Raw genomic sequence first — 17,227 nt, forward strand, 5'->3', positions numbered from 1 at the left:
TCAGTGGTCTTCCTCACCTTCGAGCAACTGCTCCTCAAGTGCTTCACGGTAACTGCCGGGTTCCTCCCAGAGGCCGCGTTGCTGGGCCTCCAGCAAACGCTCGGTCAGGTCGCGCAGGGCCTCGGGGTTGTGCTCGCGCATGAATTCACGGGTCGCCGGGTCAAGCACATAGGCCTCGGCCAGCGCCTGATAATGATGGTCGTCGATCAGGTGCGTGGTGGCGTCGAAGGCGAACAGGTTGTCGACCGTCGCTGCCAGCTCGAACGCGCCTTTGTAGCCGTGGCGCTTGGCGCCGTCGATCCACTTTGGGTTCAGCGCCCGAGCACGGATAACCCGGTTGAGCTCTTCCTTGAGAGTGCGGATGCGTGGTCGGTCGACCTGGCTGTGATCGCCGTGGTAACTCGCTACCGCCTCGCCGTGCAAGGTTTCGGCAGCGGCCAGCATGCCGCCCTGGAACTGGTAATAATCGTTGGAATCGAGCAGGTCGTGCTCGTGGTTGTCCTGATTCTGCAGCACTGCCTGCACCTGGCCCAGCCGCGTGGCGAACTGGGCACGGGCGGGCGTGCCCTCGTCACTGGCGCCGTAAGCGTAGCTGCCGTAGTTGAGGTAAACCTCCGCCAGGTCCTTGCGGTCCTGCCACAGACGGCCGTCGATGGCGTTCTGCACCCCGGCTCCATAGGCACCGGGCTTGGCGCCGAACACCCGCCAACCAGCCTGGCGCGCAGCCTGCTCGGCTTCGATGCCTGTCTCGATCAGGGCCTGGCGCTCAGCCCGCACGCGGGCCGCCAGCGGGTTGAGGTGATCTGGCTCGTCCAGTGCCGCCACTGCCTGCACGGCGGCGTCGAACAGGCGGATCAGGTTACCGAACGCATCACGGAAGAAGCCTGACACACGCAGGGTGACGTCGACCCGTGGCCGGTCGAGCAAGCTCACCGGCAGGATCTCGAAGTCGTCGACGCGCTGGCTGCCGGTGGCCCACACCGGGCGTACGCCCATCAAGGCCATGGCTTGGGCAATGTCGTCGCCACCGGTACGCATGGTCGCGGTGCCCCAGACCGAAAGGCCGAGTTGGCGTAAATGATCGCCATGGTCCTGCAGGTGCCGCTCAAGAATCAGGTTGGCCGAGGCGAAGCCCAGTCGCCACGCAGTGGTAGTGGGTAAGTTGCGCACATCGACGGTGTAGAAATTGCGCCCAGTCGGCAGCACATCAAGCCGGCCGCGGCTCGGTGCGCCACTGGGGCCTGCCGCGACGAAGCGCCCAGCCAGTGCCGCGAGCAGGCCCTCGAGCTCGGCGCCGCCACAGCTGTCGAGGTTTGGCGCGACAACCGAGAGCAGCTCTCCAAGTACCTCTGCCACGCCCTGCCATTGCTCTTCGGTGGGCAGCTTCAGGTTGCCGGCCAGCGCTTGTTCAATCAACGTCAACGCCAGTTGTTCAAGGCGCTCGCGCGTATCACCGTGGGTGCGCCAGGCCGCGTCGTCCAGTGCCTGCAACATGGCCGGCCGTGGCCCTTGCCAAGGCTGACCGAGGTCGCAGTCGAGCGGATCGAAACCGAGCTCGAAGGCTTTGCCCAGAGCACGAATCAGGCTGGCGTTGCCGCCTTTGCCGTCACCGCGCTCGACCCGCAGCAACGCCAGCAGCGTATCGCTGCGCAGGCGGCCTTGCGGCGATTGGCCGAACACGTGCAAACCATCGCGAATCTGCGACTCTTTCAAGTCGCACAAGTAGGTATCCAGGCGCGGCAGCCACACGGCAGCATCATCCAGCTGACCTTCAAGCTGCAGCTCTCGGTCGATATGGTTGGCCTTGACCAGCGCCAGGATGTCGCGCTGCAGCTCCTGCGCACGGCGCGGATCAAGCAGCTGGGCTTCGTAGTATTCGTCGGCCAGCTGTTCGAGGTCGCGCAGCGGGCCGTAACTCTCGGCGCGGGTCAGCGGCGGCATCAGGTGGTCGATGATCACCGCCTGGGTGCGGCGTTTGGCCTGGGCGCCCTCGCCCGGGTCGTTGACGATAAACGGGTAGATGTTCGGCATCGGCCCCAGCAGCGCGTCGGGCCAGCACTGCGCCGACAGACCGACGCCCTTGCCTGGCAACCACTCGAGGTTGCCATGCTTGCCGACATGAATGACGGCGTCCGCTGCATAAGCGTGGCGCAGCCAGAAGTGAAAGGCCAGGTAGCCATGCGGCGGAACCAGATCCGGGTCGTGGTACACCGCACTGTGGTCAACCTGATAACCGCGCGCCGGTTGGATGCCGACGAAGGTCTGCCCAAAGCGCAGGCCCGCTACCATCATGCGGCCGCTGCGGCACATGGGGTCTGTTTCAGGGGCTCCCCAACGGGCGAGCACGGCCGCCTGGTTTTCTGCCGGCAGCTGAGCGAACGCGGCCTGGTAGTCGGCCAGGCTCAGGCTCTGCGCGCATGGGCGCTGATCGAGGTTGTCGAGGTCGTTGGTCACGCCGCCGAGCAAGTGCTGGATCAGCGCGGTGCCGGTGGCCGGCAGCTCGTCCAGCGGATAACCCGCAGCGCGCATCGCCTCAAGGATGTTCAAGGCCGCACCCGGCGTGTCCAGGCCGACGCCGTTACCAATCCGGCCATCGCGGGTCGGGTAGTTGGCGAGGATCAGCGCGACACGCTTTTGCCCGTTCGGCAAGCGCGCCAGCGCGACCCAGCGTCGGCCCAGCTCGGCGACGAAGTCCATGCGTTCCGGGTGGGCGCGATAGCACACCACATCCGCCTGGCTGCGTTCACTGCGCCAGGCCAGGTCCTTGAAGCTGACCGGCCGGGTGATGATCCGCCCGTCCAGCTCCGGCAACACGATGTGCATGGCCAGATCGCGGCCGCCGAGGCCCTGCTCGCTGGTTTCCCAGCCCAATTGATTGTCCTGCGCGCAGATCGCCTGCAACACCGGTACATCCCGGCGCAGCGGCCGCGCGTTGGGGCGCTCGGGGCTGGACAAGGCAAAGCCAGTGGTGTTGATCACCACCTCGGCCTGGACCTCATCCATCCACGCTTCAACCTGATCGAGACAGGCCCGCTCTTTGAGGCTGGCTACAGCGATCGGCAACGGGTTGAGCCCCGCCATCTGCAGCCGCTGACAGAACACGTCGATGAACGCGGTGTTGGCCGCCTGCAGGTGCGAGCGGTAGAACAGCAGCGGCGCCACCGGCAGCGCAGGATCCCAGTCGGCGTACCAGTCCGGCAACTGCGCACTGGCCTTGGCTGGGTGGTAGACCACGGTACGGGCCAGCGCTTCCGGCTCCTGCCAGGCATAGTCGCGCTGGAACCACAGGTTGCCCACGCAGTTGAACAGATTCAGCGCGTTGGCCTTGCCGCCCTGGCGCAGGTAGTGCCACAGGCGCTCGGCCTGGTCGCTGCTGACCGTGCTCAAACCGGTGAGCTCGGGGTCAGGCCGATCATCGCCCGGGACCAGGATCACCTGAACACCGCGCGCCGCCAGCTCGACCAACTGCTCGATGCCGTAGCGCCAGTAGCCAACGCCGCCGTGCAGTGATACCAGGATCAACTTTGCATGGCGCAGCACCTGGTCGACATACAGGTCGACCGAGGCATGGTTTTGCACCTGCATGGGATTGGCCAGGCGCACGCTGGGGTAGTCGCCAGGCAGCTGTTCCGCGGTTTCGGCCAGCAGCGCCAGGTGCGAGTCACCGCTGCACAGAATGACCAGTTCGGCGGCAGTCTGGCCGAGGTCGGCAATACTGTCGTCCGGGACAAAACCACCGGGCTGGGTGCGCAACAGGTGCATGGATCAGGCTTCCAGAGCCTGACGCAGACGGGCTTCGAGCTGAATGGCGTCAAGCTCCTGGCCAATCAGTACCAGGCGCGTGATGCGCGCCTCGTCAGCGCCCCAGGCCCGGTCGAAATGCTTGTCGAAGCGGGTCCCTACGCCCTGGATCAGCAGACGCATCGGCTTGCCCGGGATGGCTGCAAAGCCTTTCACGCGCAGGATGCCAAACTCCACTACCAATTGGTTGAGGGCCGCCAGCAGCAAGCGCTCATCGGCCTCTGGCAAATCCAGCGAGATCGAGTCGAAGGCATCATGGTCGTGATCGTCATGATCATCGTCGTCATGGTGGCTGTCATGATGAGTTCGGCGCCCATCAATGTGCGCTTCCGATTCGGCACCCAGGCCCAGCAGCACATCCAGCGGCAGGCGGCCACTGCTGGCTTCGATGACCTTGACCGCCGGCGGCAGCTCTTCGGAGACTTCGGCGCGAACCTTGGCCAGGCCTTCGGCGTCGATCAGGTCGGCCTTGTTCAGCACCACCAGGTCAGCGCTGGCCAGCTGGTCGGCAAACAGTTCGTGCAGCGGCGACTCATGATCAAGGTTCGGGTCGAGCTTGCGCTGGGCATCGACCTGGTCTGGGAACGCTGCGAAGGTACCGGCAGCCACTGCCGGGCTGTCGACCACGGTGATCACCGCATCGACCGTGCAGGCGTTGCGGATTTCTGGCCACTGGAAGGCTTGCACCAGCGGTTTGGGCAAGGCCAGGCCGCTGGTTTCGATCAGGATGTGGTCCAGATCGCCGCGACGTGCCACCAGCTCACGCATGACCGGGAAGAACTCTTCCTGCACGGTGCAGCACAGGCAGCCGTTGGCCAGCTCGAAGACACGCCCGTAGGCTTCTTCTTCGGTGCAGCCGATGGTGCATTGTTTGAGGATTTCGCCGTCGATACCGAGCTCGCCGAACTCGTTGACGATCACCGCGATGCGCCTGCCCTGGGCGTTGTCGAGCATGTGCCGCAGCAACGTGGTTTTGCCCGAGCCGAGGAAGCCGGTGACGATGGTGACGGGGAGTTTGGCCAGTGTTTTCATGGATGCGTGTGCCCTTGGCAGAATGGCGCGGGCATGCAGGACGAGCGCCGCAGGCTGTCACAGCCGGGCTTGTTCGCCTCCGGATCACCCCGCCCGGATTAAAGTCGAAATCGTCTCGAGGCAGGTCTCCTGGCTTGCACCGCACCGGCGCCGGGCCGGTTGGATGACGCCTTCCCGCGCAAGGCGCAGTGGCTGTGTCGATCCTGATCAGTGCTTACAGTTGCGGGGGCAGCCGCGGCTTGACCGCGTTCCCGTCTTAGCTCCGGCCACGCCGGAGAACCTCGAAGCAGACAAGGCTACGCACCCCGGCGGCAAGCTGCAAGCGGCTTTAGGGGCTGTCATCTGCCATATATAGGCGGCTGAATGCACGCTGGCGTGCAACTTGTCACTTGCAGCGCGCCGCTGCGGCATGGTTTGCTAGCGCCTTGCGTTCAGGTGCCCCCTATGGGGTGAAACGGGAAACCGGTGCGTCGCTGGCCTCAATGGAGAGCCCGACTACTCCGGTGCTGCCCCCGCAACGGTAAGCGAGCGAAGTGTCTTGACCACTGTGCCAGGCTGTAGGGCATGGGAAGGTGACGCTTTTCAAGGAGCCCTGCTCCTCCTCGTGAGCCCGGAGACCGGCCTGCGTAGTCGAATATCAACACCCCGCGGTGGGCGGGCGCTGTCGCATTGCCCTGGGCCATCCATGCCCGGGGCCGGTGCGCTTGCCCCCTGCCTATAACAAGCAGAGGATTGCGTCATGCCCATCACCAGTGCCAAACACAGCATCGCCACCCCCGTCAGCCTCAGTCAACGCCTGGTCATCGCCGTCGGCGCCAGCCTGGTTGGCCTGTGCCTGGTGTACTTCGCCGGTTTCTCGCACATCGAGGCGGTGCACAACGCAGCCCACGATACGCGCCACAGCGCTGCCTTCCCCTGCCACTGAGTAGACTCGCATGATCACGCGCATTGCCCGTACTGCAGGGTTCAGCGGCCTGCTCGCCGCCCTGCTGCTGACCCTGCTGCAAAGCTTCTGGATCAGCCCGTTGATCCTCGAAGCGGAAACCTTCGAGAGCCCAGCGCCGGCTGCCCAGCATGAGCATGGCGACAGCGCCGTTGCTGCCCACGAGCACAGTGCCGAAGCCTGGGCGCCTGAAGACGGCTGGCAGCGCGTGCTGGCCACCACCGGCGGCAACCTGGTGGTTGCAGTCGGCTTTGCCTTGATGCTGGCAGCGCTGTACAGCCTGCGCGAACCCAACCGGGTCGCCACCGGAGCGCTGTGGGGCCTGGCCGGTTTTGCCGTGTTCTGCCTGGCGCCAACGCTGGGCTTGCCGGCAGAGCTGCCGGGCACGGCGGCAGCCGACCTTGGCCAGCGCCAGACCTGGTGGATCGGCACTGCGGCCGCAACTGCGGTCGGCCTGGGCCTGATTGTGTTTGCCCAGCATTGGCTGCTGAAGGTAGTCGGCGTACTGCTGTTGGCGCTGCCACACGTGATCGGCGCGCCGCAGCCGAGCGTGCATGAAAGTCTTGCGCCTGAAGCCCTGGCAACCCAGTTCAAGATCGCCTCGTGGCTGACCAATGCCGCCTTCTGGATTGCCCTGGGCTTGCTCAGTGCGTGGTTGTTCCGCCGCTCGCGGCAGACTTGATGTCTGAGCCGCTGCCCGCCGTGTATGTCGGCGTTGGCTGCCGCAAGGGCTGCCCCGCCGACCTGCTTGAAGCGCTGCTGCTACAAAGTCTTGCCAGCCTTGGCTTAACCCTGCATGCAGTGCAGGGCATCGCCAGTATCGAGCTGAAAGTCAGCGAGGCTGGCCTGCATCAACTGGCCGATCGCCTGCAACTGGCGCTGCAGTTTTTTCCCGCTGAACAGTTGCAGCGTTTTGCCCCACAGCTCAGCCAGCACTCCGCTACAGCCTTCGCCCACAGCGGCTGCTGGGGCGTAGCCGAAAGCACCGCCCTGGCCTTGGCCGCGCGTGCTCACGGCAGCGCGCGGCTGGTGCTCACCCGGCAAACGTTGGCGGGCGCTACCCTCGCCCTCGCCAGTGCTGGATAATCGCCTCCATTTTATTTGCAAGGATTTGCCATGACGGTCTACTTCATCGGCGCCGGCCCGGGCGATCCGGAACTGATCACGGTCAAAGGCCAGCGCCTGATCCGGCAGTGCCCGGTGATCATCTACGCGGGCTCGCTGGTCCCCGCCGCAGTGCTCGAGGGCCACAGCGCCGAAACTGTCATCAACAGCGCCGAACTGCACCTTGAGCAGATCATCGACGCCATGCACAGCGCGCATGCGCTAGGCCACGATGTGGCGCGGGTGCACAGCGGTGACCCGAGCCTGTATGGCGCCATCGGCGAGCAGATCCGTCACTTGCGCGAGTTGGGCATCGACTACCAGATCATCCCTGGGGTAACGGCAACGGCGGCCAGCGCCGCGCTGCTGGGTTGTGAACTGACCCTGCCGGGCATCGCCCAAACGGTGATCCTCACTCGTTACGGCGACAGCTCGCCGATGCCCGCCGGCGAGCAACTCGGCGATCTGGCCCGGCATGGCAGCACCCTGGCGATCCACCTCGGCGTCAAGCACCTGCCACGGATCGTCGCAGAGCTGCTGCCGCATTACGGCGCTGACTGCCCGGTTGCGGTCATCCATCGCGCCACCTGGCCGGATCAGGACTGGGTCAAAGGCACGCTGGCGGACATCGTCGAACTCACCAGTACACGGGATTTTCGGCGAACTGCGCTGATCCTCGTCGGTCACGTACTTGGGGATACACCGTTCGCCGAATCAGCCCTGTATCGCGCCGGCCATGCTCACCTGTATCGCCCCGGCAACGGCTGATTGCCAGCGCCGCCAGCGCGGAGCAGACTCGACCTACCTTGTTGCTATCGGAGCCACGCCCATGCTGGAACTACGCCCCAACTGTGAATGCTGCGCCGTCGAACTGCCCGGCGACAGCCCGGATGCAATGATCTGCTCGTTCGAATGCACGTATTGCCGTAGCTGTGCCGAACAACGTCTGCACGGACGCTGCCCGAACTGCGCTGGTCAGCTGCAAAGCCGGCCGACCCGCGTTGGTAACGCACTGAGCAACAACCCCGCCTCAACTAAGCGCGTCATCAAAGACCACGCGCCCTGCGCCTGATTCCTACCGCCGGCAGGCCGGAAGGCCTGCCGCATCCTGATTGTTACCGTATTTTTTGTAGGAATTTTCCTCAGAATCACCTGGTTTGTTCATCACGCATATACTCGGCATTATCATGGACTGAGAATCGACGTATCTTGCGCGCTGCCTGAGGTTTGCGGATCAACCCTCAGCTACGTTCCTGTGTGATTCAGGCAACGGACCCTCTTCACCACAGGAGCTAGCAATGACAACCGTGATGCTGGTCGATGACCACCCAATCGTTCTAACGGCTGTACGCATGCTGCTTGAGCGCGAACGTTTTCGAGTCATTGGCACCGCCGAAGATGGTAAGGAAGCCGTGGAACTGGCCCGCAAACTCTCACCCCAGGTAGTGATCGTTGACATCGGCCTGCCCGAGCTGGACGGCATGGAGGTGATCAAGCGCCTGCAGCTGCTGGACCCACCACCCAAGATCATGGCCCTGACCGGGCAGCCTGCCGACCTCTACGTCAGGCGTTGCCTGGACGCCGGGATTGGCGCTTTCGTCAACAAGAACGAAGACATCGAGTCGGTGGTATTCGCCCTCAAGGCACTGATCAAGGGCTACTCGACCTTTCCGCAAATGTCGGTCAACAGCAATTCGCTGGAGTCTGAAAACGCCCGACTGGACAGTTTGTCCAACCGTGAAATGGAGGTACTGCGCAGGCTGGCTCGGGGCGAAAACAACAAGGCCATTGGCGAGTCCATGAACCTTAGCGCCAAGACCATCAGCACCTACCGCGGACGCATCATGGAGAAGCTCAAGTCGGAGTCGCTGGTGGAAATGATCGATCTGGCCAAGCGCAACAGCGTCAACTGAAGCTTTACGCCATGACCGGTCTGCGCACACTGCTACTCCTGATCAGCCTTAGCGGCGCGTCTGCGGCCGTGCTCGCTGACAGTCAGCCACGGCAGTTGCTGGCACGCTCGAGCAGCGCTGCTGCCCCACTGGACCTTGCCGTCGATGACCGCGAGTGGCTGAACCAGCACAAGGTACTGGTACTCGGCAGCTCGGGGCCGGATTACCTGCCTTTTGAAATCAATATCACCCCAGCCGATCATGAAGGGCTCAATGCTGACTATGCCGGCTTGATCAGCGAGCAGTTGGGCATAGCCGTTCAAGTGCAGCGCTTTGACAGCCGCGAACAGGCCATCAAAGCCTTGCAGGACGGGCAAATCGATCTGCTGGGCAGTTCCAACGCAACCGAAGCCAGCAATGCCGAGCTTACCTTGAGCCAGGCATATGCAGACGACCTGCCGGTGATCGTCGCTCGACAGGACCAGGACAAGGCCGTGCGCCACGGCGATGACCTGGCCGGGCTGCGGCTGGCGATGGTCGACCATTACCTGCCGGCCAGTACGGTCAAGGCCCAGTATCCGCAGGCACAGCTGCAACTTTATCGCTCGACCTTGAGCGGCTTGTCTGCGGTCGCCATGGGCGACGCCGACGTCTACCTGGGCGACGCCATCAGCACCGACTACCTGATCGGCAAGAGCTACCAAGGCCAGGTGCGCATCGACCATTTTTCGGCGCTGCCCGGTGGCTCGTTCGCCTTCGCCACGCGCCGCGACAACTCGCGCCTGCTCAGGTTGCTCAACCAGGCCCTGAGCCGCATCAGCGACAGCGAGCGGCTGAACATTCTGCGGCGCTGGAGCAGCGGCAATACCAGCCTCCTGCTCCAGCGCCTGAACACCCCGCTGACCCCTGCCGAACAACACTGGATCGAACATAACCGCAGCGTCAAGGTGCTGGTCACGCCGTCCCTGGCGCCGCTGACCTTCAACGACGCCGAGCAACGCCCGAGCGGGATCGCCCCCGATCTGCTCAAGCAGATCAGCTTGCGCACCGGGCTGGATTTTCAGATCAGCGAAGTGGATGCCGTCCAGGAAATGGTTGACCAACTGCTGCGGGGCGAGGCGCAAATGATCGGCGCGATCGGTTACGGCAGCGAGCGCGCGGCACGCTTGCGCTTCACTCGCCCCTACCTGGTCAGTCCGCGGGTGCTGGTAACCCGCGCCGGCAACCCCGCCAGCACTCCGGCGGCATTGATCGACAACCGCCGGATCGCAGTAGTACGTGGCTCTCCGCAGGGTGCACTGGTGCAGCGCCAACATCCACAGGCGAAGCTGGTGGAAGTCGATTCACCACTGGGGCTGATGGAAGCGGTGGCCAACGGTGAAGCAGAAGTCGCCTTGAGCAACCATATCAATGCGCGCTATTACATAGATCATGTGTTCAATCATCGCCTGCGCATTGCCGCCTTGTTTGGCGAGGAACCGGCGATGGCTGCCTTCGCCATGGCTGCCAATCAGCCTGAGCTGCATGCGATTGTCGACAAGGCGCTGCTGAGCATACCGCCCGACGAATTGGATCAACTGGTCAACCGATGGCGCAACACCACCCTGGTCAGTGACAGCCCGTGGCGCAATTATCGCAGCCTGGCCCTGCAGGTGCTGGTTCTCGGCGGCGTGCTGCTGGCCGGTGTCGTGTTCTGGAACACCTATCTGCGCAAGCTGATCCAGCAGCGCACCGAGGCCCAACGGGCGTTGCAGGCGCAACTGCTCCTCAGTCGGGGCCTGCTTGAGCAGCTACGCCAGGCCAAGGACGCTGCCGAGCAGGCCAGTCAGGCTAAAAGCACCTTCCTGGCCACCATGAGCCACGAGATTCGCACGCCAATGAACGCGGTTATCGGCTTGCTGGAGCTGGCCCTGGAAGATGGCGCTCGCAGCGACCCATTGACCTTGCAGACTGCCCACGATTCCGCGATTGGTCTGCTTGAGCTGATTGGCGACATCCTCGACATCTCGCGCATCGAAGCTGGCCACATGACCCTGACACCGGTGCCGACCGATCTGATCGAACTGGTCCGTGCCAGCTTGCGCGTATTTGACGGCAATGCCCGGATCAAACGCCTGCAACTGCGCAGCGAGCTGCCTGAGCAGCCACTCTGGGTGCTGATCGATCCGCTGCGTTTCAAGCAGGTCCTGGCCAATCTTCTGAGCAATGCGATCAAGTTCACCGACCGCGGCGAGATCCTCGTCAGCCTCACCTGCGCGCCGGCCTCGGCAGAGCTGCTGCAACTGACCTTATGCGTGCAAGACAGTGGCGTGGGTATCAACCCCGTCAACCAGGCGCGCCTGTTCAACAGCTTTGCCCAGGTCGACGGCCCACGCGCCCAGCAAGGTGCAGGGCTGGGTCTGGTGATCAGTCGCAGCCTGGCCCAACTGATGGGCGGCACGCTGCAGCTGCAAAGCGTCGAGGGCCTTGGCACGCGCGTCGAGGTCAGACTGGCGCTGCCCAGCGCAACGCCTGCATCGCAGCCGCAGATCAGCGAGGCCACCCAGCAGCAACCCGGCCAACCTCTGCGCATTCTGGTGGTCGACGACTACCCGGCCAACCTGCTGTTGCTCGACAAACAACTGAACAGCCTCGGTCATCAGGTGACGTTGGCTGAAAACGGCCAACTGGCCCTGACCAGCTGGCAAGCGGGCGAGTTCGATCTGGTTATCACCGACTGCAGCATGCCGGTCATGGATGGTCATGAGCTCAGCCGCAGCATTCGTGCGCTGGAACGCGCAAGTGGCCAGCCAGCCTGCACCATCATCGGCGTTACCGCCAACGCGCAGGCCGAGGAGCGCGTCCGCTGCCTGGACAGCGGCATGAACGACTGTCTGTTCAAACCGATCGGGCTGCATACCCTCAAGGCGCACTTGCCGCGCTGCGCATCGAATCCGCCAACTCCGCGCCCAAGCGGATTCGACATCGATCAGTTGCGTAATTTGACCCAAGGTGACGAGCAACTGATCAGACGTCTGCTCGAGCAACTGGCACGCAGTGCCGCCGAAGACCTGGCCGCCCTGCACGCATTGGGAGCAAACCCGCCGAGCGCTGCGCTACGCGACCTTGCGCATCGCATCAAGGGCGGCGCGAAAATGCTCAAGGTGCGCGGGGTCGTACGCGACTGCGAGACACTCGAGCAGGCCTTGGCCTCGGACCAACCCAGCGCAGCCGCCCGGGAGCAATTGCAGGCAAGCCTGCACACCCTGCTAGGTGAACTGCGCGCTGGGCTCAATGCAATTGCAGAGTCGAACTGATCTGACCGATCGCATCGACAACGTGCCGCGAGCCTTGCTGAATCTCCAGAATGACCGTGCCCGCCTCGTTGACCAACTGCACGCCGCGCCCTGTGTGCGACAAGCTCGATTGCATGCTGGCGACCGCAGTCAGTGACAAGTCGTGGTTCTGCCTGACCACATCGACGATCTCCAGGGTGGCCTTGCTGGTGCGTGCAGCCAGATTACGTACTTCATCGGCTACCACAGCAAAACCACGGCCATGCTCACCGGCGCGCGCCGCTTCGATTGCGGCGTTTAGTGCCAGCAGGTTGGTCTGGTCGGCAATGCCGCGAATGGTCAATACAATCTGGCCGATGATCTCCGACTGCTTGCTGACAGCGTCGATGGTCCGCGCAGCGTCGCTCAGCTCCTGAGAGATTTGTTCGATCACCTGCACGGTCTGCTGCACCACCTCGCTGCCTTTTCGCGCGCAGGCGTCAGTCTGCACGGAGCTGGCGTGGGCGGCATCGGCGGCGCTTTGCTGAGTGCTGACTTGGGCGGTGATGTCGCTGGCGAACTTGACCACTTTGACCAACCGGCCCTTGTTATCGAAGATCGGGTTGTATGAAGCCTCCAGATAGACAACCTGCCCTTGCTTGTTGATTCGCTCGAAACGGTGCGAATGGTACTCGCCGCGGTTAAGCGACGCCCAGAACTCGCGGTATTCGGCCGACTCACGCTCATGGGCGAGGCAAAACAGTCCATGATGACGGCCCACCACTTCTTCGAGGCGGTAGCCCATGGTTCGCAAGAAGTTGGCATTGGCAGTCAGCACCCGCCCCTCTGGTGTGAATTCGATCACTGCCATGGATCGCCCGATCGCCTGCAGCAGGGCTTCGCTTTCGTGCTCGTCGTGGATTCGCTGAGTGATGTCAGAGGCGACCTTGATCACACTGGTGACGCGCTGTTGCTCATCCAGCACGGGCATGTAACTGGCTTGCAGCCAGACCTCGCGGCCAGCCTTGTCGACGCGCTCGAAGGTACCGCTGATGGCCTCGCCTCTGCCCAGCGCTTGCCACAATTGCTGGTAGGCCGGGCTTTTGACGTACTCCGGATCACAGAACAGGCGATGATGCTTGCCCGCGATCTCCTGGGCGCTATAGCCCAATGCCTGGCAGAATTTATCGTTGGCGGCAATGATGGTGCCGTCGGCGGTGAACTCGATCATGGCCATCGACCGACTGATCGCGGCCAGTCTGGCCTCCATCCCCACCAAGGCCTGATGACAGCGCTGGATTTCGACGATATCGGATTTGCGATGGTAATCGAACATGACGCCGGGCTCCTTGCATGGACGGGGTGCCCTCAGCATAGATCGCCGGCGAAACGGCGCAAGGCCGCTGATATCACCTTGCAATTAGCCGCTTCAGGTGCTTTCCCGAACCATCAGCTCAAAGCCCAGATCCTGACGCGTGGCGCTCACCCGCTTGCCATCGAGCATCGCCAGCAGCGCTTGCGCCGCGGCCCGACCAACGGCAGCACGCGGGGTCCGGATCGAGGTCAACGGCGGCACCATGTGGGCAGAACCTGGCAGGTCGTTGAAGCCGACCATGGCCACTCGTTGCGGCACTGCGATGCCTTGGCGCAGGGCCTGCAGGACTGCGCCCTGCGCAAGGTCATCGTTACAGAAGAACACCCCGTCGACCTCCGGCGCCTGTGCCATCAAGCGGCTGAACAGTTCGCCGCCAAGACCAATTGACGAGGGCTGTGCGGCCAGCAGCTCCAGTTCGGGCGCTTGCAATCCGGCCTCAAGCAACGCTTGGCGAAAGCCTGCGGCGCGCTGCATTACCCGCGGGTCGAGCTGCGCGGCAATGAACGCCAGCCGCCGTCGACCCCGCTCGATCAAATGGCGGGCGGCAGCGTAGCCTGCCTGCTGCTGAGAGAACCCTACAGACACCGCATCTGCCTGCTCACCCAGCTCCATCATGTGCACACAGGGCACTCGGCTGGCAGCCAGCAAATGGCGCGAACCTTCGGTGCGATCAAAGCCGGTCAACAGCACACCACAGGGCTGATAGGCGAGGTAGTTGCGGATCAGGTTCTCTTCTTCATCAACGTCGTAGTGATAGTTGCCGATGAGCACTTCGAGACCGCGCGGCCGCATCACTGCGTGGATCGCTTCGAGGGTATCGATGAACAGCTGGTTGGACAGCGATGGGATCAATACCACCACCGAATGGCTGCGCGCCGAGGCCAGCGCGCGGGCTGCCGGGTTGGCGATGTAACCCAGGGTGGCCGCTGCAGCGAGGACCTTTTCGGCCAGTTCAGGGGCAACGGTGGCTACCCCGCGCAACGCCCGCGAGGCCGTGATCGGTGAAACGCCGGAGAGCCTGGCGACTTCTGCCAGGGTGGGACGACCAGTAGTGCGGGAGCCGGTGCGTGACATGGGTGTTGTAATTTTACTACTTGCCAAGGGTGGGGAACGGCCACTAAGGTAGCGCTGTCCCAGGACACAGGCAATGTAATCTTTATCAATTGCCCTGCGTCGAGCGACCATACTGCGTTAGACAAGACCAATAACATCCGGGAGGGTGGCGCCCACACATCGACGTCCATGTCGAGACAGCGCTATCTTACCTGCAGGAGGTACTGATGAACTCTCCCCTGTCCGCGATCGTGGTGATGGGTGTAGCAGGCTGCGGCAAGAGCTGCATCGGCGCTGCCATTGCCGCCCGCAGTGGCGGTCGGCTGATCGAAGGCGATGCTTTCCACCCCGCTGCCAATATCGAAAAAATGAGCGCTGGCGTGCCGCTCGATGATGCCGACCGTGCCGGTTGGCTGGTGCTGCTCGGCCAGGAGCTACAGGCCACGCTCAAGGCCGGCGAACGACCAATCCTGACCTGCTCTGCCTTGAAGCGCCGCTATCGCGACGCATTGCGTGAAGCGGTGCCTGAGCTGGGCTTCGTGTTCCTCGAGCTGACCCCTGCCGAGGCCGAGAAGCGCGTGCTGGCCCGTCCTGGCCACTTCATGCCTGCCAGCCTTATCGAAAGCCAGTTTGCCGCCCTCGAATCCCCTCGTGGCGAGCCACTGACCCTGGCGCTGGACGCTACCCGGCCGGTGGCCGCGCTGGCCGAAAGCGTACATGACTGGTTAAAGCCCTGCGGTGAGCGGGCACTGGCGCGAATCGCCTGAGCGGCGGTTTACCAGCTCACCAAAGACAGCGCTGTCTCGACGTTAAAAAGCACCAGAAGTTCCATAACGCTACGCCTAACAACAAAGACAAAACCGAGGCTCATTAATCATGTTCGGACTGGCTACCGATACGTTCCTGCTACTCGATGCCCTGGTGACCATCATCGGGCTCATCCTGCTGATCACCCACTTCAAGGTGCATCCTTTTGTTGCGCTGACGCTGGCTGCGGGCTTTCTCGGCCTGACCTCGGGCATGCCCGTGGCCAAGGTCATGAAGTCGTTTCAGGACGGCTTTGGCGGCGTGCTTGGCTTTGTCGGCATCGTGCTTGCACTGGGCACCATGCTCGGCAAGCTGATGGCTGACTCCGGCGGCGCTGACCAGATCGCGCAGACTCTGATCCGCGCCTTCGGCAAACAGAAGGTGCACTGGGCCATGATGTTCGCCGCATTTCTGGTGGGCATCCCGCTATTCTTCGAAATCGGCTTTGTGCTGCTGATCCCGCTGGTGTTCATCGTAGCCCGACGCACCGGGGTATCCTTGGTCAAGATCGGTATTCCGCTGCTGGCAGGCCTGTCCGTCGTGCATGGGCTGGTGCCGCCGCATCCAGGCCCGCTGCTGGCGATCGGCATTTTCAATGCCGACATCGGCAAGACCATCTTCTACGGTTTGCTGGTAGCGCTGCCGACGGCAATCATCGCCGGCCCGCTGTACGGCAATTTCATCTCGCGTTACATCCCGGGCAACCCATCACAAGAGCTGATGGACCAGATTGCTCGCGAGTCCGACCAGCGCAACCTGCCAAGCTTCAGCATCACCCTGATCACCGTGCTGTTGCCGGTAGTGCTGATGCTGCTGAAGACGTTTGCTGATGTGGTGCTGCCCGCTGAAAACATCGTGCGCCAGTGGATGGACCTGATCGGCCACCCGATCACCGCCCTGCTCGCGGCGCTGCTGCTGGCGTTCTACACCTTCGGCGCGGCGCGCGGCTTCAACCGTCAGCAGATCATGAAGATGCTTGACCAGAGCCTGGCCCCCACCGCCGCCATCGTGTTGATTGTCGGCGCTGGCGGCGGCTTCAAGCAGATGCTGGTGGACACTGGTGTGGGCAACGTCATCGGCCAGATGGCGGTGCAAGCGCAGATATCGCCAATCATGCTGGCCTGGTTGGTGGCGGCGGTCATCCGGATCGCCACAGGCTCGGCAACGGTAGCGACCATCACCGGCGCTGGTATCGTTGCACCGGTGATCGCGCTGGTGCCCGGGGTCAACCGTGAGCTGCTGGTGCTGGCCACCGGCGCCGGTTCGCTGATTCTGTCCCACGTCAACGACGCCGGTTTCTGGCTGGTCAAGCAGTACTTCAACATGACCGTAGCAGAAACGTTCAAGACCTGGAGCATGATGGAGACCATCCTGTCGGTGGTCGGCATCATCTTCATCATGTTGCTGGCGCAGTTCGTCTGACCGTTGGTCGGGATACTGGCACCTAGGGTGGGGTGTAAGGCTCAAGTGAGATGAGGGCCTTGCCGCGTGATCAACGTCTGTTCCGCGGCAAGGCTGGCACTTTATCCACGCAAAGGAGCTTGCCCATGAAACGCTTCCTGCTGCTTGCCGTCGTGCTCGCAACGCCTTTGGCCATGGCCGCCGGTACAGGCCCGACCTACCCCGACGACCCGCATAACAGCGCGCCCAAGCCTGGCGCGGACAGCACGCTCAACCCTATCGAAACACCCATGCCACGCAACACTGACCCTCGCCTGAACGGCAATGATCCAGACAGCCCTCCTGCCAGCCAGAGCAACGATCACAAACTACCGGGCATGGGTACTCCCGACGCTCCCGTGGGCACTGGCCAGGGATCTGGCAGCAGTAACCCTCAGCCTTGAAATGACGCTTACCCGACGATGGCTCGCGGCGAATGCTGGCCAGATCGTAGGCAACTGATGACCCTCGCCTGGTAACGCTTGGCCTCAAGCGTTACCCCTCCTCCGCCCTCTAGGGCACGTCT

Annotated in this window: 14 protein-coding genes, 1 pseudogene and 2 riboswitches; of the genes and pseudogenes, 10 read left to right on the plus strand and 5 right to left on the minus strand. The window is 63.2% G+C overall.

The window, feature by feature from the left end:
• Both cobN and cobW read right to left on the minus strand, forming a co-directional pair.
• Complete coding sequence (cobN, locus tag ACIOAU_RS05605; protein ID WP_401180579.1) at window positions 1-3,762, minus strand: cobaltochelatase subunit CobN; 3,762 nt, start codon at window positions 3,760-3,762, stop codon at window positions 1-3.
• A 3-nt stretch (window positions 3,763-3,765) separates the two neighbouring features.
• Window positions 3,766-4,833, minus strand: coding sequence for a cobalamin biosynthesis protein CobW (gene cobW, locus ACIOAU_RS05610; RefSeq protein ID WP_188035845.1), 1,068 nt, complete (start codon window positions 4,831-4,833; stop codon window positions 3,766-3,768).
• 101 nt (window positions 4,834-4,934) lie between these two features.
• A riboswitch (cobalamin riboswitch) is annotated at window positions 4,935-5,132 on the minus strand.
• A 117-nt stretch (window positions 5,133-5,249) separates the two neighbouring features.
• Window positions 5,250-5,474: riboswitch (cobalamin riboswitch) on the plus strand.
• Between the two features lie 98 nt (window positions 5,475-5,572).
• Between cobW and ACIOAU_RS05615 the strand changes: the two genes are divergently transcribed.
• The 7 genes from ACIOAU_RS05615 (at window position 5,573) to ACIOAU_RS05645 (ending at window position 12,068) form a co-directional block, all read left to right on the plus strand.
• The gene (locus ACIOAU_RS05615) at window positions 5,573-5,758 is read left to right on the plus strand and encodes a CbtB-domain containing protein (RefSeq protein ID WP_101319064.1); all 186 of its coding nucleotides are present in this window, start codon (window positions 5,573-5,575) and stop codon (window positions 5,756-5,758) included.
• Between the two features lie 10 nt (window positions 5,759-5,768).
• Entirely contained in the window at window positions 5,769-6,458 is a 690-nt protein-coding gene (locus tag ACIOAU_RS05620; RefSeq protein WP_150569371.1) for a CbtA family protein, read from the plus strand.
• A gap of 11 nt (window positions 6,459-6,469) precedes the next feature.
• Window positions 6,470-6,862: a cobalamin biosynthesis protein gene (locus ACIOAU_RS05625; RefSeq protein WP_401181099.1), complete on the plus strand. Its 393-nt coding sequence runs from the start codon at window positions 6,470-6,472 to the stop codon at window positions 6,860-6,862.
• Window positions 6,863-6,892: 30 nt separating this feature from the next.
• Complete coding sequence (gene cobM / locus ACIOAU_RS05630; RefSeq protein WP_101319057.1) at window positions 6,893-7,648, plus strand: precorrin-4 C(11)-methyltransferase; 756 nt, start codon at window positions 6,893-6,895, stop codon at window positions 7,646-7,648.
• Window positions 7,649-7,709: 61 nt separating this feature from the next.
• Window positions 7,710-7,952 (plus strand): DUF1272 domain-containing protein, encoded by a 243-nt coding sequence (locus ACIOAU_RS05635; protein ID WP_150571954.1) that lies wholly within the window; start codon window positions 7,710-7,712, stop codon window positions 7,950-7,952.
• Window positions 7,953-8,178: 226 nt separating this feature from the next.
• Window positions 8,179-8,793 carry a response regulator transcription factor gene (locus tag ACIOAU_RS05640; RefSeq protein WP_150569375.1) on the plus strand — a complete coding sequence of 205 codons (615 nt, stop codon included), beginning with the start codon at window positions 8,179-8,181 and terminating at the stop codon, window positions 8,791-8,793.
• A gap of 11 nt (window positions 8,794-8,804) precedes the next feature.
• A complete protein-coding gene (locus ACIOAU_RS05645) occupies window positions 8,805-12,068 on the plus strand; it encodes a transporter substrate-binding domain-containing protein (RefSeq protein WP_401180586.1) in 3,264 nt (1,087 codons plus the stop codon).
• Here the strand turns inward: ACIOAU_RS05645 and ACIOAU_RS05650 are convergent.
• From ACIOAU_RS05650 to ACIOAU_RS05660, 3 genes and pseudogenes are all read right to left on the minus strand, one after another.
• Window positions 12,043-12,537: a methyl-accepting chemotaxis protein gene (locus ACIOAU_RS05650; protein WP_375140285.1), complete on the minus strand. Its 495-nt coding sequence runs from the start codon at window positions 12,535-12,537 to the stop codon at window positions 12,043-12,045. The genes ACIOAU_RS05645 and ACIOAU_RS05650 overlap by 26 nt on opposite strands.
• 42 nt (window positions 12,538-12,579) lie before the next feature.
• Window positions 12,580-13,401: pseudogene (locus tag ACIOAU_RS05655) on the minus strand (PAS domain-containing protein); the annotation flags it as partial.
• A 54-nt stretch (window positions 13,402-13,455) separates the two neighbouring features.
• On the minus strand, window positions 13,456-14,475 hold the full coding sequence (locus ACIOAU_RS05660; RefSeq protein WP_101319046.1) for a LacI family DNA-binding transcriptional regulator: 1,020 nt from the start codon (window positions 14,473-14,475) through the stop codon (window positions 13,456-13,458).
• Between the two features lie 206 nt (window positions 14,476-14,681).
• Between ACIOAU_RS05660 and ACIOAU_RS05665 the strand changes: the two genes are divergently transcribed.
• The 3 genes from ACIOAU_RS05665 (at window position 14,682) to ACIOAU_RS05675 (ending at window position 17,105) form a co-directional block, all read left to right on the plus strand.
• Window positions 14,682-15,221, plus strand: a complete 540-nt coding sequence (locus ACIOAU_RS05665) for a gluconokinase (RefSeq protein WP_150569379.1) — start codon at window positions 14,682-14,684, stop codon at window positions 15,219-15,221.
• A gap of 109 nt (window positions 15,222-15,330) precedes the next feature.
• A complete protein-coding gene (locus tag ACIOAU_RS05670) occupies window positions 15,331-16,683 on the plus strand; it encodes a GntP family permease (protein ID WP_103437193.1) in 1,353 nt (450 codons plus the stop codon).
• 125 nt (window positions 16,684-16,808) lie between these two features.
• The gene (locus ACIOAU_RS05675; RefSeq protein ID WP_188035840.1) at window positions 16,809-17,105 is read left to right on the plus strand and encodes a hypothetical protein; all 297 of its coding nucleotides are present in this window, start codon (window positions 16,809-16,811) and stop codon (window positions 17,103-17,105) included.
• The last annotated feature ends 122 nt before the right edge of the window (window positions 17,106-17,227 follow it).

The organism is Pseudomonas sp. NPDC088322, assembly GCF_044740745.1.
Taxonomy (GTDB): Bacteria; Pseudomonadota; Gammaproteobacteria; order Pseudomonadales; family Pseudomonadaceae; genus Aquipseudomonas; species Aquipseudomonas shirazensis.